25 protein-coding genes and 1 tRNA gene are annotated in these 25,620 nt (G+C 63.4%); 12 read left to right on the top strand and 14 right to left on the bottom strand.

What is annotated here, in order from left to right; all coding sequences use genetic code 11:
• Nucleotides 1-78: 78 nt before the first annotated feature.
• A complete protein-coding gene (locus AC1TPF_RS15320; protein WP_482144583.1) occupies nt 79-1,455 on the top strand; it encodes a cytochrome P450 in 1,377 nt (458 codons plus the stop codon).
• On the opposite strand, the gene AC1TPF_RS15325 is transcribed toward AC1TPF_RS15320, so the two are convergent.
• Genes AC1TPF_RS15325 through AC1TPF_RS15335 form a run of 3 tightly spaced genes read right to left on the bottom strand, consistent with a single transcriptional unit; the run spans nt 1,414 to nt 4,140 of the window.
• The gene (locus AC1TPF_RS15325; RefSeq protein WP_482144584.1) at nt 1,414-2,154 is read right to left on the bottom strand and encodes an SDR family oxidoreductase; all 741 of its coding nucleotides are present in this window, start codon (nt 2,152-2,154) and stop codon (nt 1,414-1,416) included. The genes AC1TPF_RS15320 and AC1TPF_RS15325 overlap by 42 nt on opposite strands.
• Nucleotides 2,155-2,164: 10 nt before the next feature.
• On the bottom strand, nt 2,165-3,256 hold the full coding sequence (locus AC1TPF_RS15330; RefSeq protein ID WP_482144585.1) for a Ca2+-dependent phosphoinositide-specific phospholipase C: 1,092 nt from the start codon (nt 3,254-3,256) through the stop codon (nt 2,165-2,167).
• Complete coding sequence (locus AC1TPF_RS15335; protein ID WP_482144586.1) at nt 3,253-4,140, bottom strand: Fpg/Nei family DNA glycosylase; 888 nt, start codon at nt 4,138-4,140, stop codon at nt 3,253-3,255. Before AC1TPF_RS15335 ends, AC1TPF_RS15330 begins: the two co-directional genes overlap by 4 nt.
• A 25-nt stretch (nt 4,141-4,165) precedes the next feature.
• Here AC1TPF_RS15335 and AC1TPF_RS15340 point away from each other — a divergent pair, with 25 nt between their 5' ends.
• Complete coding sequence (locus tag AC1TPF_RS15340; protein WP_482137577.1) at nt 4,166-4,912, top strand: 3'(2'),5'-bisphosphate nucleotidase CysQ; 747 nt, start codon at nt 4,166-4,168, stop codon at nt 4,910-4,912.
• Between the two features lie 64 nt (nt 4,913-4,976).
• Here AC1TPF_RS15340 and cobF read toward each other — a convergent pair whose 3' ends face one another.
• Nucleotides 4,977-5,747, bottom strand: coding sequence for a precorrin-6A synthase (deacetylating) (cobF, locus tag AC1TPF_RS15345; protein WP_482144587.1), 771 nt, complete (start codon nt 5,745-5,747; stop codon nt 4,977-4,979).
• A gap of 4 nt (nt 5,748-5,751) precedes the next feature.
• Nucleotides 5,752-6,558 (bottom strand): SDR family oxidoreductase, encoded by an 807-nt coding sequence (locus AC1TPF_RS15350; protein ID WP_482137573.1) that lies wholly within the window; start codon nt 6,556-6,558, stop codon nt 5,752-5,754.
• Nucleotides 6,559-6,716: 158 nt separating this feature from the next.
• On the opposite strand from AC1TPF_RS15350, the gene AC1TPF_RS15355 reads away from it, so the two are divergent.
• Entirely contained in the window at nt 6,717-7,754 is a 1,038-nt protein-coding gene (locus tag AC1TPF_RS15355; RefSeq protein WP_482137571.1) for a hypothetical protein, read from the top strand.
• On the opposite strand, the gene AC1TPF_RS15360 is transcribed toward AC1TPF_RS15355, so the two are convergent.
• Together AC1TPF_RS15360 and AC1TPF_RS15365 are read right to left on the bottom strand one after the other, a co-directional pair.
• Nucleotides 7,651-8,937: a family 1 glycosylhydrolase gene (locus AC1TPF_RS15360; protein WP_482144588.1), complete on the bottom strand. Its 1,287-nt coding sequence runs from the start codon at nt 8,935-8,937 to the stop codon at nt 7,651-7,653. The two genes, AC1TPF_RS15355 and AC1TPF_RS15360, sit on opposite strands and share 104 nt — an antisense overlap.
• Before the next feature lie 27 nt (nt 8,938-8,964).
• Nucleotides 8,965-9,783: a maleylpyruvate isomerase family mycothiol-dependent enzyme gene (locus tag AC1TPF_RS15365; protein ID WP_482144589.1), complete on the bottom strand. Its 819-nt coding sequence runs from the start codon at nt 9,781-9,783 to the stop codon at nt 8,965-8,967.
• A 138-nt stretch (nt 9,784-9,921) separates the two neighbouring features.
• Between AC1TPF_RS15365 and phnD the strand changes: the two genes are divergently transcribed.
• From phnD to AC1TPF_RS15390, 5 genes are read left to right on the top strand one after another with little or no spacing between them, the layout of a single operon-like run.
• Nucleotides 9,922-10,821: a phosphate/phosphite/phosphonate ABC transporter substrate-binding protein gene (gene phnD / locus AC1TPF_RS15370; protein ID WP_482144590.1), complete on the top strand. Its 900-nt coding sequence runs from the start codon at nt 9,922-9,924 to the stop codon at nt 10,819-10,821.
• Nucleotides 10,822-11,637, top strand: a complete 816-nt coding sequence (locus tag AC1TPF_RS15375; protein WP_482144591.1) for a phosphonate ABC transporter ATP-binding protein — start codon at nt 10,822-10,824, stop codon at nt 11,635-11,637.
• Nucleotides 11,621-12,484, top strand: coding sequence for a phosphonate ABC transporter, permease protein PhnE (gene phnE / locus AC1TPF_RS15380; protein ID WP_482144592.1), 864 nt, complete (start codon nt 11,621-11,623; stop codon nt 12,482-12,484). The genes AC1TPF_RS15375 and phnE overlap by 17 nt, the downstream gene beginning before the upstream one ends.
• A gap of 2 nt (nt 12,485-12,486) precedes the next feature.
• Nucleotides 12,487-13,263 (top strand): tyrosine-protein phosphatase, encoded by a 777-nt coding sequence (locus AC1TPF_RS15385; RefSeq protein WP_482144593.1) that lies wholly within the window; start codon nt 12,487-12,489, stop codon nt 13,261-13,263.
• Nucleotides 13,264-13,280: 17 nt separating this feature from the next.
• Entirely contained in the window at nt 13,281-13,862 is a 582-nt protein-coding gene (locus AC1TPF_RS15390) for a TetR/AcrR family transcriptional regulator (protein ID WP_482144594.1), read from the top strand.
• A 55-nt stretch (nt 13,863-13,917) separates the two neighbouring features.
• Here the strand turns inward: AC1TPF_RS15390 and AC1TPF_RS15395 are convergent.
• Nucleotides 13,918-13,993 (bottom strand) — tRNA-Arg (locus AC1TPF_RS15395).
• Nucleotides 13,994-14,133: 140 nt separating this feature from the next.
• Between AC1TPF_RS15395 and pgfA the strand changes: the two genes are divergently transcribed.
• Complete coding sequence (gene pgfA / locus AC1TPF_RS15400) at nt 14,134-15,354, top strand: cell envelope lipid trafficking protein PgfA (protein WP_482137555.1); 1,221 nt, start codon at nt 14,134-14,136, stop codon at nt 15,352-15,354.
• Between the two features lie 97 nt (nt 15,355-15,451).
• Here pgfA and AC1TPF_RS15405 read toward each other — a convergent pair whose 3' ends face one another.
• Entirely contained in the window at nt 15,452-17,047 is a 1,596-nt protein-coding gene (locus AC1TPF_RS15405; protein ID WP_482144723.1) for a PucR family transcriptional regulator, read from the bottom strand.
• Nucleotides 17,048-17,156: 109 nt separating this feature from the next.
• On the opposite strand from AC1TPF_RS15405, the gene pruA reads away from it, so the two are divergent.
• The 3 genes from pruA (at nt 17,157) to AC1TPF_RS15420 (ending at nt 21,538) form a co-directional block, all read left to right on the top strand.
• On the top strand, nt 17,157-18,833 hold the full coding sequence (gene pruA / locus AC1TPF_RS15410) for an L-glutamate gamma-semialdehyde dehydrogenase (RefSeq protein ID WP_482137551.1): 1,677 nt from the start codon (nt 17,157-17,159) through the stop codon (nt 18,831-18,833).
• Nucleotides 18,830-19,789: a proline dehydrogenase family protein gene (locus tag AC1TPF_RS15415; RefSeq protein ID WP_482137549.1), complete on the top strand. Its 960-nt coding sequence runs from the start codon at nt 18,830-18,832 to the stop codon at nt 19,787-19,789. The genes pruA and AC1TPF_RS15415 overlap by 4 nt, the downstream gene beginning before the upstream one ends.
• Nucleotides 19,790-19,981: 192 nt before the next feature.
• Nucleotides 19,982-21,538, top strand: a complete 1,557-nt coding sequence (locus tag AC1TPF_RS15420) for an HNH endonuclease signature motif containing protein (protein WP_482144595.1) — start codon at nt 19,982-19,984, stop codon at nt 21,536-21,538.
• Nucleotides 21,539-21,689: 151 nt separating this feature from the next.
• Here AC1TPF_RS15420 and AC1TPF_RS15425 read toward each other — a convergent pair whose 3' ends face one another.
• The 5 genes from AC1TPF_RS15425 to AC1TPF_RS15445 all read right to left on the bottom strand — a co-directional run bounded on the left by AC1TPF_RS15425 (nt 21,690) and on the right by AC1TPF_RS15445 (nt 25,531).
• Nucleotides 21,690-21,908, bottom strand: coding sequence for a hypothetical protein (locus AC1TPF_RS15425; RefSeq protein WP_482137545.1), 219 nt, complete (start codon nt 21,906-21,908; stop codon nt 21,690-21,692).
• A 131-nt stretch (nt 21,909-22,039) separates the two neighbouring features.
• Complete coding sequence (locus tag AC1TPF_RS15430; RefSeq protein WP_482137543.1) at nt 22,040-23,560, bottom strand: oxidoreductase; 1,521 nt, start codon at nt 23,558-23,560, stop codon at nt 22,040-22,042.
• Nucleotides 23,557-24,417 carry an FAD:protein FMN transferase gene (locus AC1TPF_RS15435; protein ID WP_482137541.1) on the bottom strand — a complete coding sequence of 287 codons (861 nt, stop codon included), beginning with the start codon at nt 24,415-24,417 and terminating at the stop codon, nt 23,557-23,559. The genes AC1TPF_RS15430 and AC1TPF_RS15435 overlap by 4 nt, the downstream gene beginning before the upstream one ends.
• An 11-nt stretch (nt 24,418-24,428) precedes the next feature.
• On the bottom strand, nt 24,429-24,953 hold the full coding sequence (locus tag AC1TPF_RS15440; RefSeq protein ID WP_482137539.1) for an FMN-binding protein: 525 nt from the start codon (nt 24,951-24,953) through the stop codon (nt 24,429-24,431).
• A gap of 86 nt (nt 24,954-25,039) precedes the next feature.
• On the bottom strand, nt 25,040-25,531 hold the full coding sequence (locus AC1TPF_RS15445; RefSeq protein ID WP_482137537.1) for an FMN-binding protein: 492 nt from the start codon (nt 25,529-25,531) through the stop codon (nt 25,040-25,042).
• Between the last annotated feature and the right edge of the window lie 89 nt (nt 25,532-25,620).

Here is a 25,620-nt window from a genome sequence, read left to right on the forward strand (position 1 = left end):
TGGCGACCGGATCACATCGAACCCCCTACCGATTGATATCGGTCGATACGGGAACCCGACCACATCGAAGGAACGATCATGAGCAGAGTCTTGTCCACGCCGCCTCCCGACACCGGATTGCGCGCAGTCCGTGGTCCGCGAAACCTGCCGCTGATCTCAACGGTCAAACTGGTCCGCCGACCGGCAGATCTTGCCGTTTCGTTGCGTCGTGACTACGGCGACATCGCGCTGACCAGCGCACTGCGTCGCAAGGTCGTGGTGGCACAGGGTCCGGCCGCAGCAGAAGAACTGACACTCAATCGCGACAAGGCGTTCTCGAACGAACCCGTCTATGAGTTCGCGTTGGGTAGATTTTTCCAGCGAGGAGTCCTCTTGATGGACTTCGAGGAGCATCACCGAGATCGTCGGATCATGCAGCAGGCGTTCACCGCGGACCGACTCGCCGTCTACCAGCGGCAGGTGGAGGCGAAGGTGCGTCAGTCGATCCAGGCACTTCCGGTCGGTCCGGCCGTCGACCTTCGGACGGAGTTCAAGAATCTCACGTTGGACATCGCCCTCGAAGTGTTCGCGGGGATTGAACTCGACCGCAAAGAGGCGACCGTACTCAACCGCGCCTGTGTCGATTTGATCGAGGCGGGCGGAGCGCTGGTCCGCTTCCCGATACCGGGGCTCCGGTTCAGTCGTGGCCTGAGGGCCCGCCGCCGGCTGGAGACGTTCTTCGGCGATCTCGTCTCCATGAAGCGGTCAGCAGATGGGGACGACCTGATGTCCGAACTGTGCCGCGCCGAGGTGGACGGTCATCGACTCAGTGACGCCGCGGTGATCGACCACATGATCTTCATGATCTTCGCAGCTCACGACACGGCAACCATCGCGCTCACCGCCACCGCATTCGAGCTGGCCAAAAGCCCCGAGTGGCGCGCTCGGGTACGGACCGAGGTCGAGGCATTGCCGGAGATGATCACCTACGACGACCTGGCATCGATGCCACTGGCAGAACGCGCCATGAAGGAGGCCATTCGGCTTCGACCACCGGTCCCGGTACTGCCGCGCGCAGCGGTGAAGGACACCGAACTGTGCGGTCACCACATCCCGAAGGGCACATTTGTGGTGGTCCTCGTGGCGGCAAACCATCGTATCGACGACGTGTGGCCCGACCCCACGCACTTCGACCCCGACCGATTCAGCGTGTCCGAACGTGATGCAGGCAGACATCGGATGGCGTGGATGCCGTTCGGCGGCGGTGTACACAAGTGCCTCGGTATGAACTTTGCCCGGATGGAAGTACTCACGGTCCTGCACCGCATGCTTCGCGACTTCGAGTGGTCTGTGCCAGAAGACTTTTCGATGCCCGCCGCAGACCGCTCATTGACCGTGAACACCGGCTTCCCGGCGACGGTGCGCAGGCGCCGGTCAGACCATTCGACGAGTGATGGCAGCCGGCAGATGGCGTAGGGCCAGGTCGATTGCGGTCCACGGCCAGCGCGGCACCACGGCCCGACCACGTTCGGACTCGATGGCCGAAACCAGCGCAGCCACCCCGGCCTCACGATCGGTCATCATCTTCGATTTCACACCATCGTTGATGTCGGTGGCGATGTAGCCGGGCAGGATCACGCTGACCTTGATGGGCGAACCGGCCAGCTCCGCCTGCAGGCCTTCTCCCAGCGCCGACAGTCCGGCCTTGGACGCCGAATAGGCGGCCTGGGCCTTCGGGAGCCCGTGCACCGCACTCATCGAACTGATCAGCACCAGATGTCCGGAGTTCTGCGCCCGGAAGATCTCCATCGCGGCCTCGATCTGTGCCAGGGCGCCGATCAGATTGGTCCGTACCGTTTCGAGGTTGGCGTGAGCCTTGCCCGTCCCGATCGGTGCGCCCTTACCCAGGCCGGCGTTGACGATCACCCGGTCGAGGCCGCCCAGTTCGTCGCGCAGCCGACCGAAGACGACCGGAACGGTATCGACATCGGTCACATCGAGCCCGGCCACCGCGATCTGTGAGGCCTGCCCGCCGAGCTCGGACTTCAACTTGTCGAGACGATCGACCCGTCGCGCGCACAGCGCCAGCGCACGGCCCTGTGCCGCATAAGTTTTGGCCATACCCTCGCCCAGCCCCGAGCTGGCACCGGTGATCAAGATCTTGTTGCGGCTCATGGCAGGCAACCTACCTTCTGCCACCGACGGGCGCCGTCACCGGATTCGGCCGCACCGCCGACCCGTCCGGCAACCGGGACACAAATGTGCCGTCGCCCCATCGAAACGCCAGGCCCGGCACCGGGAAGTCGGTGCTGATCATGTGCGCACCCGAGGCGAGCGCCAGCACCGGCCGACGGTGCTCATCGGCCTTGGCGGTCGACACCGGATCATCGGATCGGGTCCGGACCAGATATCCCCGGTTCACCAGTTCACGAATCCGCAGGAATCCCTGTCCGCGAGGATCGTTGTGCATCATGAACGCCGAATCGGGTTGTCCGGGAGGTGGAGTCGTGAATGCCACCCGGCCTTGCAGGCTCGGCCTGCCGATCCGGTAGTTGTCGCGGATGTCGTCGTGGTCGCCGTAGTCGAGGAAGAACAGGACGCTGCCGCGAACGTCGTCGACGCGCGGCCAGCCCCGCTCCAGGACCGCCCGCTCCAACGTCGGTGCGGCGCCGCGGATCCGGTCCGGGGTCAGCAGCGACCGCTCGTCGAACACCGAGCGGATCTCGGCGTCGAGCAGCTCGAGTATCGCCGTCGACCACCGCGGCACCCGGGCACCGCGCAGTACCCGAGCCCAGGGCCAGGTCGTCTTCAGTTCGAGTTGAATCACCAGGGGCACATGGTCGGGATGTGTGTCCGACCAGCGCTTCACGGTCTGCAACGCACCGATCATCGTTGGGCAACTGGTCCGGTAGTCACCGTCCGGGGCGTGCATCACCTTGAAACCCGGTTCGTCCCAGAGCGATTCGGGGCGTGGAGACGGAGCGGAGCGGAGCTCGACCAGATTCGGGCATCCCCGGCCGCGCCACCTGCGTGCCAACGGACGCACATATCGCCCGCCGTCGGGGTCGGGATAGAGGTCCAGTTCGATCCCCCGCACGTGCTGAACGCCGAGTTGCTGATCGAGCGGAAGATGTTCGTAGCGGTATGAATCCAGGTTCGACCCCATCAGCCATCCGAATCGCTCGTCGGGCGCCATCAACTGGTGCGACGAGTTGTGGGTGGCCATGAACTGGATCTGGTTGAGCCGCAAACCCGCCGGAAGCGGATCCGTGCTCACTTGAGCAATCTCGACATCCGGCGATCGGCCAGGACCTTGCCGCCGGTCTGGCAGGTCGGACAGTACTGGAAAGACCTGTCGGTGAACGACACCTCGCGCACGGTGTCACCGCAGGTCGGACAGGGCAGACCGGTGCGCGCATGGACACGCAAACCAGACCGCTTCTCCCCCTTCAGCTTCGCCACCTCCTGGCCTTCGAGCCGACCGATCGCGCCTCGCAGGACCTCACCGATGGCCGAGTACAGCGAATCGACCTGTTCGGGCGTCAGCGTTTTCGACGTCGCAAAGGGCGACAACTTGGCGGTGTGCAGGATCTCGTCGCTGTAGGCGTTGCCCACCCCCGAGAGGATCCGCTGGTCGGTCAATAACGTCTTGATCCGCGCCCCCGACGTTTTCAGCAACGCTGCCAGTTCGTCTCGGCTCAGCGACAACACATCAGGACCGAGTGTCCTGATCCGTTCCACCTCGGCGGGATCGCGGACGATCCAGACCGCCAGGCGTTTCTGGGTACCTGCCTCGGTGACGTCGAACCCTTCACCGGGCAGCCCACAGTGCACGCGCAGCGCGATGGGCCCCTTGCCGCCAGGACGCGGCGGAGCCGGTGACAGATTGTCCGACCACCGCAGCCATCCGGCCCGCGACAGATGGATGATCAGATGGATCGGGCCGTCATCAGCGCTGTCATTCGGTCCAGCTGTGGTGATGACCAGGTACTTTCCGATCCTGGTCACCGATTCGATGGTTCTCCCCGCCAGCACCGTGTACGGCGGGTCGGCGGTTTTGAGCACCGCCAGCGATGCCACGTCGACACGACGAATCGGAAATCCGGCAGCCCGGCCGTCGACATAGTCGGCGATGGCCTGCACCTCAGGTAACTCCGGCATGAGGACAGTATGTTCTAGTAACCAGATGCGCTCCAGTGGTTCGGTGACCGATGCCGAGTTGGCCAGAATGTTGGCCGAAGGCGCCGGGAAGATCCTGGTGGACATCCGGTATCAGCATTTGCTGGGCGGATATCTGCTCGGTGATGTCGGTGATGCGATGGCACAGGCCTGGATCGGTGCGGTTCTTTCACAGCACCGCCCGGCCGATGCGGTGCTCTCCGAAGAGGCCACCGACAACGGCAGGCGGCTCACCGCCGACCGGGTCTGGATCATCGACCCGCTGGACGGCACCCGCGAGTTCGCCTCCGGCCGCGACGACTGGGCGGTCCACATCGCCCTGACAATCGATGGTCAACCGGCCGACTGCGCGGTCTCGCTGCCGGCAATCGGCGAGGTGTACACCACCGACACCGTGCCGACCGTCGACGGCGAACTGACCGGCCGGATGGTCGCCTCGCGGGGTTGGGCCTCCTACGAGTCCGGCCACGTCTCACAGCGGCTCGGGCTCGACATGATCCCGATCGGTTCGGCAGGTGCCAAGGCCATGGCCGTCGTCCGCGGTGATGCCGACGCCTACGTCCATGCCGGTGGGCAGTACGAATGGGACAACTGCGCGCCCGTCGGGGTCGCCAAGGCCGCCGGGCTGCATTGCAGCCGTATCGACGGAACCGAACTCGAATACAACCGTCGCAGCCCGTTCATGCCCGACTTTGTCATCTGCCGCTCCGAACTCCGCGACCCGATCCTGTCTGCGCTCGCCGAGATCGCCTAGCCCCACCCGATAATGTGCCCTTTTGGCGGTGCCCACCTGGGCTTTTGTTCGCCAAAAGGCCACATCATCGGGGTGCGCGGAGCAGGTAGATGTCCATGATCCAGCCGTGGCGTGCCCTCGCTGCGGTCCGGGTGTCGCGGATCTGCTCACCGACCTCACCGACGGTGCCGGAGATCAGGAGCTGATCTGGCGTGCCGAGGTAGGCACCCCACCAGATGTGATCGTCGGGCGAGGCCGTCTGCAGGAATGTGCAATCGGCGTCGAGCATCACCACCTGATTGGCCGCCGCCCCGGCCGGGGTTTCGGCCAGGCGGCGTCCGGTGGTGATGTGGATGGGCTCACCGATGCGGTTGAGCAGGATCTTGTGAGCCGCGGTCAACGACGCAAAACTCGTGATACCCGGGATCACGCTGTGGTCAAGGTCCAGGCGCCCGCGCGCAACGATGGTGTCGACAATGCGCAACGTGCTGTCGTAGAGCGCCGGATCACCCCAGACCAGAATCCCCCCGACACCATCCTCGCCAAGTTCGTCGGCCAGAGCCTGCTCGATCAGGTCGGCGCGGGCATCGTGCCAGCGACGGACCTCGGCGGCATAATCGTCCGGATTCCGGTCACGCGGCGGATCGGGTACTTCGACAAACCGGTAATCCCCGTCGAGGTAGCGGTCGCAGATCTCCTTACGCAGGCCCACCAGGGATTGTTTGACCGCAACACCACGCTCGGGAGCTTTGTCGAGGACGAAAAATGCGTCGACGGATTTCATCGCATCGATGGCCTCAATGGTGATCTGGCGTGGATCGCCCGGCCCGATGCCGATGACAAGTAGCTTTCGCATGTCCTCAGGGCCTTGCCTTCGAAAGTCCGTGGAATCTGCCGGTGATGTCACCGATCGTCCGGCGCGGCAGAATCCGGCGTAGCGCGAATACGATCGGCGCGCGGTTCCCCTTGGCGTACAACGGCTTCGGGTCTTTCGACAGCGCCGCCTCGACGATCACTTCGGCCATCGGCCCGACGGCCAGACCGGCATCCTCGTTGCGGCGGGTGGCAGCGGCGACCGTGTCGTAGTCACCGCGATAGGACGAGTTGTCGGCGATGAAATACCCACGCCGGTCGCCGATACCGGTGGCGATGGTGCCCGGCTCCACGGTGCAGATCGCGACCCCGAACGGCGCGAGCTCGCGGCGGCTGCCGTCGGCAAAGGCTTTGAGCGCGGACTTGGTGGCGCCGTACGACGATCGGAAGGCGAGCGGGAAACTCGAAAGCATCGAACCGACCATCACGATGGTGCCGCGCCCGCGTTCCCGCATTCCGGGAAGAACGGCCTTCGTCAGTGCGATCGGTCCGAAGACATTGGTGGCGAACAGCTTTTCGATGGCCTCCATCGGGGTGTCCTCGAGTGGGCCCATCTGCGATTCGCCTGCGTTGTTGATCAGGATGTCGACCGCTCCGGCCTGCTCCGCGCAGCGGGCGATACTGGCCGGGTCATTCTGGTCCAGTTCGAGGTAGGTGACACCGGGGATCGGATTCTCGATGGCGCCGGGCCTGCGACTGGTACCGAGGACAGTGAGTCCGCGCGCGACCAATTGGCGGGCGACTTCGGCGCCGATCCCACTCGATGCACCGGTGATCAAGACGGTTTGGCTCATCGTCCAACCCTAGGTCCCGACCCTCTCGGAGGGCACCAGCACACCCTCGACGTCGTCGACTGTGAAAAATCAATGGCGAATCTGGGAAATACCTGAGCATCCTGGAGGTGTTGCAACCAAGAAGTACACGCGAAAGGGAAATCGACATGCTGCTCGGAGTGAGCTTGGCAATCATCGCGGCGGTGGGCTACGGCCTATCGTCGGTGATGCAGGCCCTCGGAGCACGGCAGGCGGCCCGCGCACACGTCGACGATGACCGGATGTCCACCGCAGCCGGGTCGCCATCGTGGCGATCAACTGTTGCCACCGCGATGACCGGGGCCTTTGTCGCGGGGGCGATCTTCGACGTACTCGGATTCGTTGCCGGTGCAGGCGCGGCTCGGATGCTGCCACTGTTCCTGTCGCAGACCATTGTCGCCGGCAACCTCATCGTCACGGCACTTCTCGGGATGCGGATACTCGGGATCAAACTGCACCCGCGCGACTACATCGCGATGGGCACGGTGCTGGTGGCACTGCTGCTCTTGGGTTCGGCGTCGCAGCCGCACAGCGACTACCCGACGCCGCCGTCGCTGCACTGGGCGCTGTTGGCCGTGACCGTCGTGTTGGTGGTTTTGTCGCTGTTCACGGTTCGCCGGATGGGACGTGCCGGGTCGGTGGCCGCCGGCGCCGCAGCGGGTCTGTTATTCGGCGCTGTCGTGATCGGCGTCCGCATTCTCGACGGCATCGATCCGCTCTCATTGCCGACCATCCTGGCCGATCCGGCCGCGTGGGTGATCGCCATCGCGGGTGCGGCGGGGTTCTATCTGCACACCGTGGCGCTGCAACTGGGCGAGGTGAACGGGTCGACGGCGGCACTGGTTGTCGGGGAGACCGCGGCGCCCGGGATCGTCGGGGTGCTCTGGCTCGGCGACTCGACGGTGCCCGGGATGCAGTGGCTGGCGCTCGCCGGATTCACATTCGCCGTCCTCGGCGCGGTTGCGGTTGCGATGTTCGGATCTGCCGAAGCCGAACGCTCGGCACAGGAGAATTTGACCGGGGAGGGACAAGCGGCCAGATCAGAATTCGATGACGGCTTTGATCGGTCGTCGTTCACCGTACCGGCTGACTGCAGCTCGTTGGAGCATCCACAAGAGAACAGAAATCAGGCGGGCGGGTGGGCCGATAGTTGGCCGGAACGCCTCCGTTGGCGATGATCTCGGCGTAGGCCGCGACGGCCGGGGTCGGCTTGCGGGTCAGCGTCGGGTCCGAGATCACGTCCACCTGGTAGAGGCCGAAACGTGGTGTGTAGCTGCCCCACTCGTAGTTGTCGGTGATCGACCAGTAGTTGTAGCCGGCCACGTTCATCCCGTCGGCGCGGGCCCTGGCGATCCAGTACGCCGCATCGCGCAACTGATCTTCCCGCTGATACCGGTCGGGTCGCGCCTTCCCATTCTCGGTGGGGATTCCGTTCTCGACGATGTACAGGGGCATGCCGGGGAACTTCCGCGCGTAGTAGCGCAACGCGTAGTAGAGGCCATCGGCCGACGATGACGCCTTCCAGAACTGGTCGGTCGCGGCGTTGTACGTATTCAGATCTGTCGTCGCCACCGAGTAGTAGTAATCGATACCGACAAAGTCCTGTTTGTCTGCGATCCGATCGAGAAACATCGCATCCAGTGCCGGTTGGACGGTCGGCAGATACGCAGAGTTGGACGTCACCCAGGCTCCGGGCTGAATCGAGTGGATGTGGTCATAGATGCTGCGATGGACCCGCACCAGTTGATCGAGCATCAACGGGACGTTCTGCGCTTCGACACCGCCGAAAGATAATTCCTTGAGGTACGTATAGACGATGGGCTCGTTGATGGTGACCCAGATGGGGTTGAACTGGGCATACCGGTCAACCACCTTGCGCGCGTTGGCAAGCCAACTCTGCGCCATGGTCGGGTTGTTCCAACCACCGCGGTCGGCCACCCACCCCGGGTACACCCAATGATCCAGCGTGATCATCGGACGCATCCCGGCCAGCAGGATGTAGTGCATCACGCGGTCGTAGTATTCGAGCTCGCGCTGATCCCACATGCCCGGCTGCGGCTGGATTCTGGCCCACTCCACGCTGAATCGATACACGCCCACGCCCATGGCCTTGGCGTTGTTGATGTCCTCTTCAAAGCGATTCCGGAAGTCGACCGACGTGCCCACCGGCTCGTCGACGCGATCGCTGTTGGAGTAGCGCAGCCAGTTGCTGTCAGGAGAGGAGCCCTCGGCCTGAAATCCGGCTGACCCGACACCCCAGAGAAACTCGGACCCGAGTCCGGCGTCCTGGGCGGCGGAGGGTGCGGCCGGAATCGCGATCACACATATCAGCGGGAGGATCACCGCCAACAGTCGTCGCATCTTCCCTACCCAAGATTCGCTGCCCGCTCACATCACATAGGCCAGGTTGGCCAATATTCTTTCGCCGAGCACCCGGTCGCCGTCGATGACAGCGGAACGAAGATCACCAGTCGATCGACCCCCGACCAGCCGAGCAAATTCAGCATAATTGATCACTAAGGTCAGATCTGGAATTCGATCGAGTTCATCAACAATTCCCGCCCGGCCGTCGACCGCGATGTTCAACGTCCGCGACACCGATCCCTCGATGACGATGCGGATCCGGCTGCCGTCCGGGGCGCCTGCCTTCTTCCCGACAACAAACGGCATGCTGGCAGCGATCTCGTCCAACGCCACCTCGGCGGCGATCCGATCGACAGGCAACGGCAGGCCAAGCGAGTCGCAGAGGTCCAATTCGTGCATCCAACTATCGAAGACGCGGACCCGAATGAACCGGCCATACGTGTCCGGGCCTGCCGGAGTGAACGAATCGGCGTCGAAGTCGGCCTGGCCCATCATCGCCAGCGCATTCTTCCGCCGCGCAATGACATCCCGGTAGTCGGCGAGTACGGTCGCACGATCCTGCGCCCGGTAGAACTCGAGCCAGCGTTCATTCATCACGCCGATGCTGTTGTGGACGTGGTCGAAGGCATCCACGTCGGCGTCAACCTCCGGCAACGCGTCACCGAGCAGCATGCGCTCGGTTGTCATGACATGGGCCACCACGTCACCCACCGACCATCCGGGCAGAATCGAGGGACTCTGCCATTGCTCATCGGTGACTGACGTCGCCAGGGATTCGACAGCTGACCACGCCGCCGACATCGCGTCGACGAGTGGTTCCTTCGGCAAGATCGTTCGGCTCATGGCTGATGACGATACGTCGAACGCCCCAGCCGTAGATGTTCATCTGGATGCAATTTCGATGTCGCCGTTTCCGTAATTCCCGTCTTTTTGCGCAGGGTTTCATTCCCTTTCGGTAACACCGCTTCCGAAAGGTCCCCCGTGAACAAGCGTCTCTCCCTGACCGCCGCACTCCTTGCGGTCGCCGCTCTTGCGCTCAGCGCCTGCAGCTCCGATTCCACCGACGACACCTCGTCTGAACCGCAGGCCACCGTCACAGTCGCCATGACACCCATCGGCGACGACGTCACCGCATCGAACCCCGTCGATGTGTTCACCGACCTGGTCGGCAAAGCCACCGGGATGAGCGTCGACGTCACCGACGTGCCCGACTACCTCAGCGTTGTCGAAGCCTTGCGAAGCCAGCACGTCGACCTCGGTCTGATGAGTGCCTTCCCGTCTGCACTTGCCGTGAACACCGGAGAGGTCGACCCGCTGTTGGCGTTTGCTTCGGACGGCAAACCCGTCTCCACCTGCATGGTGATGGCGAACTCCGACATCAATTCGCCCGAAGACCTGCGCGGAAAGAAGATCGCCTTCGCCGATCAGGCGTCGAGTAGCGGGTACTTCATGCCCGTTCACATGCTCGCTCAAGCCGGTCTGACCCAGGGCAAGGATTACGAAGCCATTTTTGCCGGCGGACACGATGCCGGATGGGCCGCACTGAAACAGGGCAGCGTCGACGCCGCGTGCACGGCCAACGTACTCACCTCGATGGCGGTCAAGTACGGCATCTTCACCGAGGGCGAAACCCGCAACGTCGGACAGAGTGCGTCGATGCCCGTGGCGATGGTCATCCTGGTCCGCAGCGAGATGAATCAGGCAACCCGCGACAAGCTCCTCGAAGTGCTTCCCGGAGTCTTCGCCGACCACGCCGATGAACTCGGTGTTCTCGCGCAGGGAACCACCGGTGAGCCGATCCCGAACCCGGATTCCTCGATCTTCGATCCGCTCAACGAGATCGCCGCGGTCGCCGGTGTCCAGCTCAAGGACTTGGGCTAAATGGCAGAAACAGCGCTCGCCGCGCCCATCCGCGGTGACTCCGTCCCGTCTCCCGAGCCGGCAATCGTGACCGGGCGCGGTATCCGCGTCACCTACGGGAACACCGTTGCGCTCGACGGTGTCGACATCGACCTGCACCCCGGTGAGGTGGTGGCCCTGCTCGGATCGTCGGGTTCCGGGAAGTCCACACTGATGCGGACCATCACCGGATTCACACCGCTGGCCGGCGGCTCGCTCGTGGTGGCCGACCGCGATGTCACGCGGACCTCCGGACGCGACATGCGGCATCTGCGTTCGGAAGTGGGTCACGTCTTCCAGCAGTTCAACCTGATTCCGCGCCTGTCGGTGATGACCAATGTCCTCACCGGCGGACTTCATCGGGCCGGTCCGGTCAACTGGATGGGTGGCTTCACGTCCGTCCAGCGCATGCGGGCTCTGGAACTGCTCGACCGGGTCGGAATCGAGAACAAGGCCACCTCACCGGCGCGGTCACTCAGCGGCGGCCAACAACAGCGGGTGGCGATTGCACGTGCACTGATGCAGCAACCCCGACTGATCTTGGCCGACGAACCGGTGGCCTCACTCGATCCACGGCTGGCCGCCTCGGTGCTCTCGCTTCTGCGCGACATCGCGCACTCCGAAGGCATCCCCGTTTTGATCAGTCTGCACGTGGTCGATCTCGCGCTGCAGTACAGCGACCGGATCATCGGATTGCAGCACGGACACACCATGATCACCGACCACACGATCAACCTCTCGGCAGACGACCTGACCCCGCTCTACGACCAGGAGGTCCCCGGTGCCGACGACGAGTGAACGGGTCACCTCAACCGACACCTTGCCCAAGAGAAGCAACCTCCAACCCGAGTTGAGTTCTGCGGATCGGCAGCGACTCACCAGTGCGTTCCATCTCCCTCGACGTGGGGTGATCGCTGCGCTGCCCGTTGCCGTAATTGTTCTGATCTGGTCGTTTGCCGGCGGCGAGTTCAACTTCACCAAGCTCGCCGACGGTTCGGTCAACATGTGGGAGTTCCTTTCCCGCCTGTTTCCGCCGACGTGGGACAAGTTCGACGTCATCGTCGAATTGCTGATCGAAACCGTACAGATGGCCGTGGTCGGGACCGTGCTGGGCGCACTGTGCTCGCTCGTGATGGCCTTCGCCGCGGCGCGCAACATCAGTCCACCCTGGGTCTACTACCCGACCCGCTGGATCATGAACGTCATCCGCTCGGTACCCGAGTTGGTCTTTGCGTTGATGTTCGTCTCGGCAGTGGGACTCGGACCCTTCGCAGGCATTCTCGCGATGACACTCGGCTCCATCGGAACGATCGGCAAGGTTTACGCTGAAGCGATGGAAGCCGTTGACACCGGCCCGATCACAGCGCTCGAGTCGGTGGGCGCCAGCCGTCGTCAGGTGGTCGGCTATGCCATCGTGCCGCAGGCCGCGCCCATGCTCGTCTCGTACACCCTGCTGCTCTTCGAAGGCAATGTCCGCGGAGCCACCATCCTCGGCATGGTCGGTGCCGGCGGCATCGGACTCGAATTGACCACGGCCATGCGCATGTACAACTACGGCCACCTCAGCGCCATCATCATCAGCATCGTCGTCCTGGTCACGGTCATCGACCGGATCAGCGCGATCATCAGAAGAAAGCTCACCTGACCATGACAGTTCAACTCGCTTCCACACCACTGCCACTGTCCATCCCGGTCAATCTACGAGACCTCGGCGGTATCCCGACCGCCACCGGTGTGGTCCGTCCCGGAAGAATTCTGCGCGCCGACGATTTATCGCTGGTCACAATCGATTTCGCCGCAGAGCTGGTGGCGGACGGTCTGAGTGCGGTCATCGATCTCAAGAGCGCACAGGAAACCAGGACCACCGGCCGTGGCCCGCTGGCCGATCACGGTGTCGCTTACCATCACCTGCCACTGCTCACCCAATTCCCAACGGATACACATGCGTTGGCGGGTCCGAGCGATGCGGTCGGGATGGGTGAGGGCTACGCCGACCTGTACGAGTCATCCGCAGGCGCACTGGTGAACGCGCTGGCGCTGACCGCCTTCAGTCAGGGCACCATCGCATTTCACTGCGCGGCAGGCAAAGACCGCACAGGGGTGCTCGCCGCTGCGATACTCCTCGCGCTCGGCGCAGGTGACGAGGCGATCATCGCCGACTATGCCGCCACCGGACCAAATGTCCAGGCGATCAAGGCCAGAACTGCCCCGTCGATGCGCCAGTTGATCGCTGCGACCGGAATCGATCTGGGCCAATACTCGGCTGCCGCCACCGGTGAGGACTTCTCAGAAGAGGCGATGGCCACGATGCTGCGGGTACTGCGCGAACGTCACGGAGACCCGCTCGGCCCCTTGCGCGCGGCCGGACTCACCGACGGGTTGATCGACACCCTGCACCGGCGTGTGACGTCGGCACACGCATGAACCCGGCCGGCGGGGCCGTGCCAACTGCGGCGCGGCCCGGGCGGCCGTTCGATGTCGACGTCGAATCGCGGGTGTTCGCCGCAGTGCTGGCATTGCTCCGTGAATCGCCTTCGCATCGCGACGTCACCACTCGCGCGATCGCGCGACGCGCCGGAGCCGGACTGGGAACCATCTACCGCCGGTGGTCCACCAGGGAAGAGCTCATCGTCGCCGCACTCAATAGCGTTCGCCCGTCAGAACAGTTCGAGCCCACCGGCGACTTTGTCGCGGACATCCTGCAGATCATGGGGATAACCGGCAACCAGCTGACTCCGGAACAGGCGGAGGTCGCACACGTTCGCATTCAGCTGGGTCTGAGCGATCCCAAGATCCGGGATCTCAACCACGCCCGGCACACCAGCCACCGTCGGCACCGTCTCCTGGACGCGATCGATCGCGGGGTCGGTGCCGGCCAGGTCGATCTCCCGATCCCTGCCGACCACTTGATCGATGCCATCGTCGGTGTGGTCGCCTACCAGCATCTGGGCGGCGATCCCGCTGGTCCCCGCATCGAGGCGTCGTTGCGGTCATTGCTCTCACTTGTCACCACCAACAAGTGAGCGGTACTCACCGTGCGCTGCCGCTGTGCGCAGTTGTCCACCCATTCAGCGGACGTGGTGCCCTAGGCAGGATTCGAACCTGCGACCTACCCTTTAGGAGAGGGTTGCTCTATCCCCTGAGCTACTAAGGCGCTTCGCGTGAAGACTTTACCTGCGCGATGACAATACCCGGGGTCGGGCACGAAGTTGGCCCCGAATGCGCTCACCGCAACACGCCAGGTATGCCGGAATCGTCGACCAGGCGTAACCGATCGGACGACTGCTGTAATACTTGAGCTCGCTTGTCGCCGTTCGAGAGGGGTATGACATCAAAAAGATTCTGGCACCGGCGTTGATCTTCATCGGGATCGCCATGGTGACCGCTGCACTCGCAGTTCCGTTGTGGCTGGTCCCCAAGCTCAAAGTGGTTCCTCTGGACCTCGATATCACCTCTGTGGCGACGTCGGTTCCCGCAGGACTGACCGATGACAACAACACCCCGGCACGCGTCTTCAACCGCTGTTCGATCAGCGAACCGAAGGCACAGGTCTTTGATGCCCATCTGACCCAGCAGCGTCGCAGCATCATCATCAACCCGTCGAACTCCGATCAGGCAACACTGCAGTCCGGGCAGACCGTAATGATCGACCTGATCCGCGACGGCGACGAGACCTACGAACCCACCGCGGAGCCGGCGAACGCCAAGCGCACCTGTGAAGATGCCGTTCTCACCTCGAACGTCGACGTCGTGTCCGTCGACCGCGACACCAGCAAGCCGAATGGCAACATCGCCCGCATCCACACCATCCAGGCACCCGAGGGCGAGGTGACCATCGAGGACGCCGACAACTTCGTCGAAGCGCCTCGCGAGGGATACCAGTACAAGTTCGGCTTCGACGTCGAGAAGACCGATCAGATTTACTACGACTCCAACTCCCGACAGGACGTCACCGCCACGTTCGTCGAAGAAGAAGAGATCAACGGCCTCACCGCGTACCACTTCGTCAGCGACGTGCCCGAGGTCGATCAGGTGACACTTCCGACCCCCAACGGGGAGCCCGGACTCGGCACCTCGCTGGAGATGCCGGCGAGCTGGTGGGGCATCCAAGGCGTCCCGGCCACGGAAAAAGTTGTGATGGACCGCTTCGCGAAGTCCACTCGCCACGTCTGGGTCGAGCCGCAGACCGGCACCATCCTCAAGGGTCTGGAAGAGCAGCATCAGTACTTCAAGTCCCCGGGCTGGGAAGATCCTGATCTGGCCCAACCGATCCGTGACTTCCGGATGGACGCTTTCGCCGCGACCATGGCTTGGCAAGACACCACCGTCGAACGGCAGTCCGACAAGGCTTCCGGCTATGTCGATCAGCTCCGCCTCGGCGGCGTGATCCTTCCGGCGATCCTCGGTACCGTCGGCGGTCTGCTCTTCATCGCAGGTGTGATCCTGCTGTTCCGGCGCCCCACCCCGGCGACGGTCTCCGCTACTGACGACACCCAGCAGTTCCCGAGGAGCTGACCCCACCCCGGTCCGCCTCTCTCACGAACGCCGCAAGAGCCCTCGAGCGAAAGCTCGGGGGCTCTTGTCATATGCGGTCTCGGACTTTGCTCAGCGATCAAATACGAAGAGCGAGGGCCACAACCAGGCGCGAAGCGGGATCGGCCAGGTCCAACCCCGTCAATTCCTGGGTTCGACGTATCCGGTACCGCAGGGTGTTCGGATGGATGTGCAACTTGCCCGCCGCCAGCCGGACATCACCGAACGCGTCCAGGTAGACCCGCACGCTCGATATCAACTCGGTCCCGTGCGCAGCGTCGTAGTCACGGAGTTCGGCCACCCGGGGATCCACCAGTTCTGGGTTGGCGGCCAACAATCCGACGATCTCACCGAGGAGCACCGGGGTCCGTGACTGCTCGATGGTGGTCACGGTGTCGATGAGCGCGCCCTCGCGGCGCGCAGCATCGATCACCCGGTCGACCTCGCCCCGCAGTCTGGCCGCATCGATCACACCGGCGCCTTCGGCGACCACGGCCCGGATCCGCACCCCGAATCTACGTTCGGCCGCAGCGACGGTCGCCCGCGCCCACCGCACGGTCGCAGGCCCACAGCTCGTCCGCGGGAACAGCACGTACACCCGCCCGCCGACCGCAGCGGTCACGGAATCAGGCCGAAAAGCACTGGCGTGCAGTGTGAGCGCCGGCAGGTTCTGCTCCCCCGGATCACCTCCCCCGCCTGTGTCATCGTCACGTTCTCGCGCCGCCAGGCCGACAACAACCACCGGACCGTCTGACGGAATGTTCAGCGCCTGAGCAAGATAGGCGATGTCGACGCCCTCGCCCCGAAAGCCGAGCAAGCGCTGAACCTGCTCGCCGTGCACGGATGGCATCGCCGCCGACTGCGCGATGATGCGGGCGGCAACCGCGGACGCACCGGTGATGATCTCCGCGGAGTCCGGCGCGAAATCGGTGTCGGCCTGCTGCAACCACAGCGTTCCCAGATACGTTGTCCCGCTTGGTCCACGGATGCCGACGGCCAGGCGTGGGCGGAGCCCCAGATCGTCCCGCCGGGCCACCGACACCACCTCCTTCCCGGCTCGCAGGGCGCCGAAAACCCCCCACTGCCGCAGCCAGTCGAGCATCTCCGGCGGACCTTCGCGGCCGAGAATCGACAGTCGGCGCAATTGGTCGGCGTGCTCATCGGAGGTGCTGTACGCCAGAACGTGCGAGTCTGCGTCCTCGATGCTCACGAGTCCGCCGGTCCGGTCCGCGACGGCCTGCGCCAGCGCGAACAGATCACCGGCGGTTCCGCTGGCCATCGATTCCGCCGTTCCGGCGCGCGCCTGGTCCAGCACGCGCCCGATCAGGTTGTAGATGCGCTCCCACCGGGCGTGCGGGTCGACGGCCACCACCGCAACGCCTGCGCCTGCCGCCCGGCGCACCAACGTCGTCGTCGGTGCCTTCACCAGAATCGCGGTGGGGGTCCGGGTCCCGAGTGTCGCCAGCCATGCGATCACCTGATCGGCACCGACACCGACCAGCAGTGCGAGATCGGCGCCGCGGGCCGCGCGCCCCACGCCCAGGCGCAGATCATCATCGTCGAGAAGAGCCATCGACGACACGGACCGATCCAGGCCGTCAGGCGCTTCGACCAGTGTCACCAGCGTGCCGTCCAAGGCCAGGAGGAGGCGCCCGAGCGTGATCGATGCCGACATACCAGGTTCGGACACCTGCAGTCCCCTTTGTTCAGCTGGACCAAGCATATGCAGACGCTTTGACCAATTGGCTATCGTTTCTGCAACGCCGCGGGGCTGTGATGGGGAGATGGATGCCATCACCACACCCCCGCGCGCGCACAACGAACCCGTGCACACTTATGCCCCGGGCTCTCCGGAACGCCGACGCATCGTCACCGAGCTGCGCAGCCTCACCGCCGATGCCCCGATCGACCTACCCCACGTGATCAACGGTGCCCATGTCACCGGCACCGGAACGCCGACCCCGGTTGTGCAACCCCACGCTCACGACGAGGTTCTCGGCACCTTCACCAACGCCACCCACGACGACGCCCGCGCGGCGGTGGACGCAGCCCTGGCCGCCGCGCCGGGTTGGGCGGCTACCGACTTCGATGCCCGTGCCGCGATCCTGTTGCGGGCGGCGGATCTGATGTCCGGTCCGTGGCGCGAGAAGATCGCCGCAGCCACCATGCTCGGGCAGTCGAAAACGGTGCAGCAGGCCGAGATCGACGCTCCCTGCGAACTTGTCGACTTCTGGCGGTTCAACGTCGGATTCGCGCGTGAGATCCTCGCCGAACAACCGGTCTCGAGCGCCGGGGTGTGGAATCGACTCGATCACCGCCCGCTCGAAGGTTTTGTCTACGCGATCACACCGTTCAACTTCACGGCCATCGCCGCAAACCTTCCAACCGCCCCCATGTTGATGGGCAACACCGTGGTCTGGAAACCATCACCGACACAAACTTATTCGGCGTATTTCACCATGAAATTGCTCGAAGCGGCGGGACTGCCTCCCGGTGTCATCAACCTTGTTGCCGGCGACGGTGTCGCGGTGAGCGATGTGGCACTACGTGATCCGAACCTGGCCGGAATCCATTTCACCGGTTCGACGAACACCTTTCAGCATCTGTGGCGTGAGGTCGGGGCAACCATCGACCGCTACCGCAGCTACCCACGGCTGGTCGGAGAGACCGGCGGTAAAGATTTCGTACTGGCGCATGGTTCGGCTGATCCCGATGTGCTGCGGACCGCCCTGATCAGGGGCGCCTTCGAATACCAGGGCCAAAAGTGTTCGGCGGCCTCGCGGGCATATATCGCCCGTTCGGTGTGGGACACCATGGGCGACGACTTCCTCGCCGAAGCAAACAACCTGAGCTACGGCGATGTGCGAGACCTGACCAACTTCGGCGGTGCGGTCATCGACCAGCGCGCCTTCGACAAATCGTCTGCCGCCATCGAGCGGGCCAAATCTGTACCCTCGCTGACGATCGCGGCCGGCGGCGACCACGACGACTCCGAGGGCTACTTCGTGCGGCCGACAGTGCTACTCGGTGACGATCCGACCGATGAAGCTTTCATCACGGAGTACTTCGGGCCGATTCTGTCGGTCCATGTCTATCCGGACGACAACTTCGATTCGATTCTGCAGCAGGTTGATTCGACTGCTCGCTACGCCCTCACCGGTGCGATCATCGCCGATGATCGCGCCGCTGTCGGTGCCGCGTTGTCCGGGCTCCGTAACGCCGCAGGCAACTTCTACATCAACGACAAACCCACCGGAGCGGTGGTCGGACAACAGCCCTTCGGTGGCGGACGCGCGTCGGGAACCAACGACAAGGCCGGATCCAAACAGAATCTGATGCGCTGGACCTCGACCCGGACCATCAAGGAGACCTTCACCCCGGCGACAAGTTCTGGCTATCCGCATATGGAAGTCGACGCCGCAGGGCACACGGACCGCGACGACGCGAGCAACCAACCGTGAGGCCAACCACCGCTGCCGCAACCCGCGGCATCATCACCGCCGCCGGTCGCAGTGATCGAATCAAGCGCCTGGGCGGCCGTCTACCGGTGACACGAAATGTTGTGCAGCGCTTCGTTCCGGGCGAAACCCACAACACCGTCATAAATGCCTGCCGATCACTGCTCACATCCGGCCGGATGGTCTCCATCGACTACCTCGGCGAGGACACCACCGACGAAACCCAGGCCGAAGCGACCGTCGCGGCGTATCTACAACTGATCGATATGGCTGCGGGACTTGACCTCACGCGGTCGGGCCATCCGATGGAGGTGTCGTTGAAGTTGTCGGCGCTGGGCCGCGCACTCCCCCGCCACGGTGAGAAGATCGCGCTGGAGAACGCGCACCGCATCGCCTCGGCCGCCACCAGGGCCGGCGTGTGGGTGACCATCGACGCCGAAGATCACACCACCACCGACTCAACCTTGCGGATCGTCCACGAGTTGCGGTCCGACTTCCCTGATCTCGGTACTGTGCTGCAGGCCTATCTGCATCGAACCCAGGACGACTGTCATGCATTCTCTGGTCCCGGGTCGCGGATCCGGTTGTGCAAGGGGGCATATGCCGAACCGGCGACCGTCGCCTTCCAAGACAAGCATGACGTCGACGCGGCCTATTTACGTTGCCTGCAGGTGTTGATGGACGGCGACGGATATCCGATGGTCGCCAGCCACGATCCCGCGATGGTGGCGGCCGCCGAGGCAATGGCCACCGGTGCCGGCCGGGACACCGATCAATGGGAACACCAGATGCTCTATGGCATCCGTGATTCCGAGCAGCAACGACTTGCTCAGTCGGGCCGTCAGATCCGCGTCTATGTTCCGTTCGGCTCCCAGTGGTACGGCTACTTCATGCGCCGTTTGGCCGAGCGTCCCGAGAACCTGACATTCTTCCTCCGCGCCTTGGTTTCCCGCAGTTGAAGCTTCGCAGTTACACCTCAGTGGCACCAGTTTGTCTTGACGTGGGTTGACCTACACGACTGACGCGCGCAACACGTTGCCTCACAAGGAATTCGCCGGTCGAGCCCGACCCCTAATTCGAACAAACATTCGACACAATGTGCATTCCGAGGTATTCTGATTGAAAGATTTCGATCAGATGTGCTGGGGGGCATGATGACTGACGATCCGTCCGATGAGATTCCGGTTGATCCTTCTTCGGTTTCGGTGTTGGTGCGTAAGTACCTCGAGTTGGAGTTACTGGTTGCCGATATCGCGGACTGCACTGATTCCGACATGTCCGATGCCGAAGTCAATGAGCTTGTGCGGGTGCATGAACGGGTCGTTCGTAAGCTCGAGTTCACCGGGTTGCGGCACCTGTTGCGGGTCTCGGATCGGTCGTCGTTTACCGAGGCTGGGTATTCGTCGCTGTTCGGGTTCACCCGTAGCGAGTTGCGGTTGACCAAAGGTCAAACCACCTCCAGGATCCGCGGGTTGGAAGCAGTCGGCCGGTTTCACACGATGCAGGGTGAAGAGCTGGCACCGAAATGCCCTGCCGCCGAACAGGCCTGGTCCCAAGGGTTGATCGGGGCAGCGCATATGGATGTGATGTTGGATGTGCGCAAACACATCCCGTCAGCGTCGGATTCGGCGGTGTATGACGTGGTCGATCATTGGATGACCGAAGAGGCCGTCGGCCAGGACCCCACCCAACTGGCGGCGTCGGGCCGTCAGGTGCTGGCCCGGGTCGATCCCGATGGCCGGTTGACTGACGATTCGGATCGGGCCCGTAAACGTTCGGTGAGTTTGGGTAATCAGGGTGTGGACTTGATGGCCAAGATCTCGGGCACCCTGGATCCGGAAACGTTGGCGTTGTTCACGACGGTGATGGATGTCTGGGCCGCCCCGGGCATGAACAACCCGGCCGATCCGGACTCACCGACCGGTGCCAGCGATGATCCGAAACAAGATGCAGAGCTGATGAAGGCTGCCGCTGAGCGGGATACCCGCTCGCAGGGCCAACAACGCCACGATGCACTCAAAGCGATTTTGAAAACGATTTTGGAGTGCAACCTGCTCGGCAAGTCCCATCGGGGTTTACCGGCGCAGCTGATCATTACGATGACCAAACAGCAGCTCGAGGATTGCGCGGGGATCGCCAAAACGGCGTCGGGGGTGGATATTCCGGTCAAAGAGGCCCTGCACCTGGCTGCGCGTTCGGACAAATACTTGGCGGTGTTCGCTAGCCACAGCGCCGAGGTGCTGTATTTCGCCCGGGCCAAACGCACCGCGCAGAAGGGTCAGCGGTTGGCGTTGTTCGCCCGCGACCGCGGTTGCTCGCACCCCGGGTGCACCAATCCGGCGACCTGGGTGGAGATCCATCATCTGATTGCCTGGATCAATGGTGGTCTGACCGACATCGATCTGATGGGATCAGCGTGCCCGCCGCACCACAGGTTGGTGGGCGATGGTCCGGGTCAGTGGCAGACGATCATGATCACCGAAGGCCCTGACAAGGGCAGGGTCGGGTGGATACCACCATCGTCGGTGGATCCAGAACGTAAACCGCGGGTCAACCGTGCCCAGCACGTCAACGAAACCTTCGCAGCGGCCTGGGAAAAGACTCTGGCCGACCGCCGAGCAGCATTGGCCCAACAACTGGGAGAGCTCACTCGGGCGCGCGGCAAGGAACCCGAACCGGACGTTGAGAACCCCGAGCCAGTCGAATAGCAGTTCGCTCGAGCATGTTTCGGGACCACGAGCAATCACCTCGACCCGAGTCCGGCATCAGACCCGACCACACAAAACCGGGCCACCTGTGTTCAGGTGACCCGGTTTCGGGAGGGCGGCACATGGCCGCGGTCGAGAGGTCTGATGGCACTCAGGCGGCGATGACGGTGTCGTAGTAGCCGTCGTAGTCGGTGTCCATGGCAACCTCGTCGACGTAGCCGTCGTAGTCGTAATCGGTCTGGACCTCGTCGATCCAGCCGTCGGCATTGGTGTCGTATTCGACGATGTCGGCGACGTTGTCGCCGTTGGTGTCGGTCAGGATGGTGTCGAAGTAGCCGTCGGCGTTGGTGTCGTACTGTTCGATTGCCATAAGGGTGAGTCCTTTTCGTGTCGGGTGCCGGATCTTCGGAAGTGCCGCCCTGTGACTGTCGAAGCTGTGCGGCGGTCGAAGATAGGAGCACCCGGGGCGGCGGTTTGTTCCCGCCCTGTGAAAAGTGCTCGTCAGTAGCCGATGAATCGATCGGTGTGCAAGCGCCAGGGTTGCCACCGCAGTCCGGGTTCAGCGTGCAACAGCATCGGCTTGATGGCATCGAGCATGGCCGGAGGACCTGACAGGTAGTAGTGCGATCCGGGATGCGCCACGGCCGCAATGTCGCTGGCACCCACCAGCCCGCCGGTCACGGTCACGACCGTGGCACCGGCCGCGCGGGCGGCGTCGAGAACATCGGTGTACACCAGTCGATCGTCACCGTTCGCCGCGTAGATCAGCGAGACCTTCTTCAGATCGCCGCCACGGTCCAGCAGGTCGGCGAGCATCGATCGGAACGGGGTGATTCCGATACCGCCCGCGATGAACACAACCGGCGCCGACAGTTTGCGTGGAAGGGTGAAGTCCCCGCCCACCTCGTCGATGTACAGCTTCGTACCCGTTCCACCGCTGTCGATGAGCCGCTTCTTGAATGCCGAGGTGTTGCCTGCTGCGCTGAAGCCGAACCGTGTGGTCGACTCGCCCGGCGCACCGGCAAGCGAAAACACTCGTCGGGTGCCCTGCTTGTCGGGCGTCGGATTCCAGGTGGGAGCAGAGATCTGAGCCCACTGCCCAGACCGGAAACGCAGCCCAGGGGATGCGAGCACCTCGTAGGTGTCGACACCGATCGGTTGCACCGACTTGATCGTCAGTACCGGACGTCGCCACCTGCGGGCGACAACGAACGTGAACACGCTGCCCGCCAGTAGGGCCATCTCGGGAACGAAGGCGAGCGTGTAGTCGGAGGTGATCTCGAACGTCTGACCCCAGTACATGAGCACGCCGACTCCCGCTGCGTAGATCCCCTGCGCGATGCGGGTGGTCGGTGATGTCAAAGGTTCGGTGAGCATGATCGCTGCCACGAACAGCAGCGGTGTCGACTGGAATCCCAGATCGAGGGCGTCGCCGACCGGCGTTCCGTCATCGAGCGCGACCACGACGATCGTGATCACCGAGGCCAGCAGGAAGATGCCGGACATCCACCAGTCGCGAAGCTTCCAGACGACCGCCGCGCCGATCACGATCATCGGGATCAGCAAGGCGTCTGCCGCCACCCACCAGATCGGATACGCGAAGTAGCCGACAGAGAAGTAGGCGAACAGGTAGCTGACCACCGCACCCACCACCGCCGGGTTCACGATGTGCCGACGTCTGATCGCCAGCACGTACTTTGATGCGCTCGCGATCGCCGCGGCCAGCACCAGACCCCATGCGGTATCCGAATCGGTGACACCAGGGAAGATGAAGAACAGGATCAATGCGGTGATCAGCCAGGATTCACTACCGGGTGGAACCCTCACGATCGCCGCACAGATATATGTCACGGCGGCACAGACAACCACAAGAATCGCCAGCGAGCCGGCCAACTCTGTTGCGGTGTACTGGAAATCGGCATCCGATGCGGCCACGACAAATGAGTAGACGGCCAGCACCACCAGTGCCAGCAACACGAACCGGTACATCGAGAGCCGGTCGACAAGCCGTAGGTACCTCACAGAAACAACTCCAGTTCTCGCGCATGCGAATGTTCCACGGTGCCGTTCGCCCGTACCACCACATAGTCAAACCGATAGCGGCTTAACAGTTTCTGAGGAGGACAGAAGAACAGGGCGGTTGACAGCCCGTCGGCGGTCATCGCGTCGTCGGCGATGGCCCACGTGGCCAAGACCTCTCGGGTGGGCGCGGAAGTGGTCGGATCGATGATGTGATGCCAGTCCGCCCACGCCCGACGATTGCTCGCCGACCCGCAGATCGCATTGCCTTCGATCACCACTGTGCCGATCGCTTTGGTCGGATCAACCGGATGCTCCAACGCGATTCGGTGGGGTTCCGATCCGGCCGCGATGTCCCCGCTGCCGTTGACCAGATAGTGATCGAACCCGTGGGATGCGATCAGGCCCGCGACCCGGTCGACGGCAAATCCTTTACCGGTCGCGCCCACATCGATGAGCGCCGGCCTGGCCAGTTCCAGCTCGCCCGACCAACTGGTCAGCACCTCGTCCCACAGTGGTACTGCGGCAACATGTTCGGCAGGCGTCAACGAGTAGCCACTGTCATAACCCGCGTCATCGAGTGTCTGGCCGACAAGCGGTGTGACCTTGGCACCGGTGAGCTCGTAGAGTTCGCGGTGCAGATCGATCATCGGCTGGTCGGTCGGTGCAATCGGGTACCGGCCGGCGCGCCCTGCCATCTCCGCAACCATCGAGTCAGCGCGAAACCTCGACCACACCCGATCAATTCGGTCGAGCTCGTGCGTGATCTCCGCTCGCAGGCCATCTGGTATCGGCCCGGGCAAAGTCACGTCCCACGAAGTACCGAGTGCCTCGAACTCCCAGACCGTCGGATTTGTCACCGCGTCGAGGTTCAGCCCTGAGCCTCGGTTTTGATTTGCTCGATGGCGTCGTTGAAACCGCCTGAGGTCAAGGACGATCCAGAAACCTTGCTCACATCGAGCTCATCGATGCTCTTGCCGACCACCAGTGCGTCGATCCCACTCGCGAACTTGCCCTGGAATTCCGAGGACGTGCCCTTGGTCTGACTGGTATCGAGCGTCAGCGCGGTGATGACCGAGTTCGACAAGGTGACCGTCACGCCGACCTCTTGCCGGCCACCGGGTGACTGGTAACTGCCGAAGGCGCTGTATTCACCATCGGCGTATGCCGATGCCTCAGTACCGGATTCCGCCGCTGCGGACCCGGCGGCTGCCGATTCGGCGACCGCGGAAGCACTGGTTGCGGCGGTGGTAGTTGTGGCCGATGAACTGCTGTCGCCATCGTCGCCACAGGCCGCGATAACGGCACCGGTGGCTGCGATGACCGCAGCGACCTTGCCCGCGTTGGCAATCCGATTCTTCACCGATGACGTTGATGTCGAGGTCATGGCATCCATTGTGCTCCCTGAAAATTGAACGTGATCTTTTTGAAACGCGTTTTTCAGGAGACTCTCAGTTCTCAGGCACGCGCCGAACAGCCTTTTTACGCTGCAGCCTCAGTTTTGATCTGGTCAATCGCATCATTGAAACCGGTGGCCGTCAAGGAAGACCCCGAAACTTTGCTCACGCTCAATTCATCGATGCTCTTGCCGACGACGAGTCCCTGTTCGATCACGCCGGACTCGAACTTGCCCTGAAAATCGGCCGAAGGTCCGGTGGTCCCGCTGGTGTCGAGCGTCAGTGCGGTGATGACCGAGTTCGACAGGGTGACCGTGACACCGATCTCCTGCTTTCCGCCCGGAGACTGGTAGCCACCGATCACGGAGTACTCACCGTCGGCATAAGGCGACTCGCTGCCCGCTGCCGCACCGGACCCGACCGCGGTGGTGGTTTCGGTGGCAGCTGAAGCCGGCGCGGCCGTGTCGTCGCCATCGGCTCCACATGCCGCAACGGCCATCGTTGCGGCAGCAACGACCGATGCGGCCTTGCCGGCGTTGACAATTCGAGCTCGGGCGGACGTCGTCAGAAAACTCATACCCAGATAGTGCCGCATCTATCCGGTCCATGGTCCGTTTTGCGACAATACTGTTAGGTTAGTCTCACCTACATCGTCAGGCCGGGCCG

The organism is Williamsia sp. Y853 (genome assembly GCF_056786495.1).

Excerpts from the sequence above, each read along its gene's own strand:
- AC1TPF_RS15420 (WP_482144595.1), top strand. The coding sequence starts at position 19,982 with ATGATGACTGACGATCCGTCCGATGAGATTCCGGTTGATCCTTCTTCG.
- AC1TPF_RS15335 (WP_482144586.1), bottom strand. The coding sequence starts at position 4,140 with ATGCCGGAGTTACCTGAGGTGCAGGCCATCGCCGACTATGTCGACGGC.
- pruA (WP_482137551.1), top strand. The coding sequence starts at position 17,157 with ATGGATGCCATCACCACACCCCCGCGCGCGCACAACGAACCCGTGCAC.
- AC1TPF_RS15405 (WP_482144723.1), bottom strand. The coding sequence starts at position 17,047 with ATGTCGGCATCGATCACGCTCGGGCGCCTCCTCCTGGCCTTGGACGGC.
- AC1TPF_RS15385 (WP_482144593.1), top strand. The coding sequence starts at position 12,487 with ATGACAGTTCAACTCGCTTCCACACCACTGCCACTGTCCATCCCGGTC.
- AC1TPF_RS15360 (WP_482144588.1), bottom strand. The coding sequence starts at position 8,937 with ATGCGACGACTGTTGGCGGTGATCCTCCCGCTGATATGTGTGATCGCG.
- AC1TPF_RS15325 (WP_482144584.1), bottom strand. The coding sequence starts at position 2,154 with ATGAGCCGCAACAAGATCTTGATCACCGGTGCCAGCTCGGGGCTGGGC.
- AC1TPF_RS15375 (WP_482144591.1), top strand. The coding sequence starts at position 10,822 with ATGGCAGAAACAGCGCTCGCCGCGCCCATCCGCGGTGACTCCGTCCCG.
- AC1TPF_RS15320 (WP_482144583.1), top strand. The coding sequence starts at position 79 with ATGAGCAGAGTCTTGTCCACGCCGCCTCCCGACACCGGATTGCGCGCA.
- AC1TPF_RS15445 (WP_482137537.1), bottom strand. The coding sequence starts at position 25,531 with ATGAGTTTTCTGACGACGTCCGCCCGAGCTCGAATTGTCAACGCCGGC.
- AC1TPF_RS15340 (WP_482137577.1), top strand. The coding sequence starts at position 4,166 with ATGCGCTCCAGTGGTTCGGTGACCGATGCCGAGTTGGCCAGAATGTTG.
- cobF (WP_482144587.1), bottom strand. The coding sequence starts at position 5,747 with ATGCGAAAGCTACTTGTCATCGGCATCGGGCCGGGCGATCCACGCCAG.
- AC1TPF_RS15440 (WP_482137539.1), bottom strand. The coding sequence starts at position 24,953 with ATGGATGCCATGACCTCGACATCAACGTCATCGGTGAAGAATCGGATT.
- AC1TPF_RS15365 (WP_482144589.1), bottom strand. The coding sequence starts at position 9,783 with ATGAGCCGAACGATCTTGCCGAAGGAACCACTCGTCGACGCGATGTCG.
- AC1TPF_RS15425 (WP_482137545.1), bottom strand. The coding sequence starts at position 21,908 with ATGGCAATCGAACAGTACGACACCAACGCCGACGGCTACTTCGACACC.
- AC1TPF_RS15350 (WP_482137573.1), bottom strand. The coding sequence starts at position 6,558 with ATGAGCCAAACCGTCTTGATCACCGGTGCATCGAGTGGGATCGGCGCC.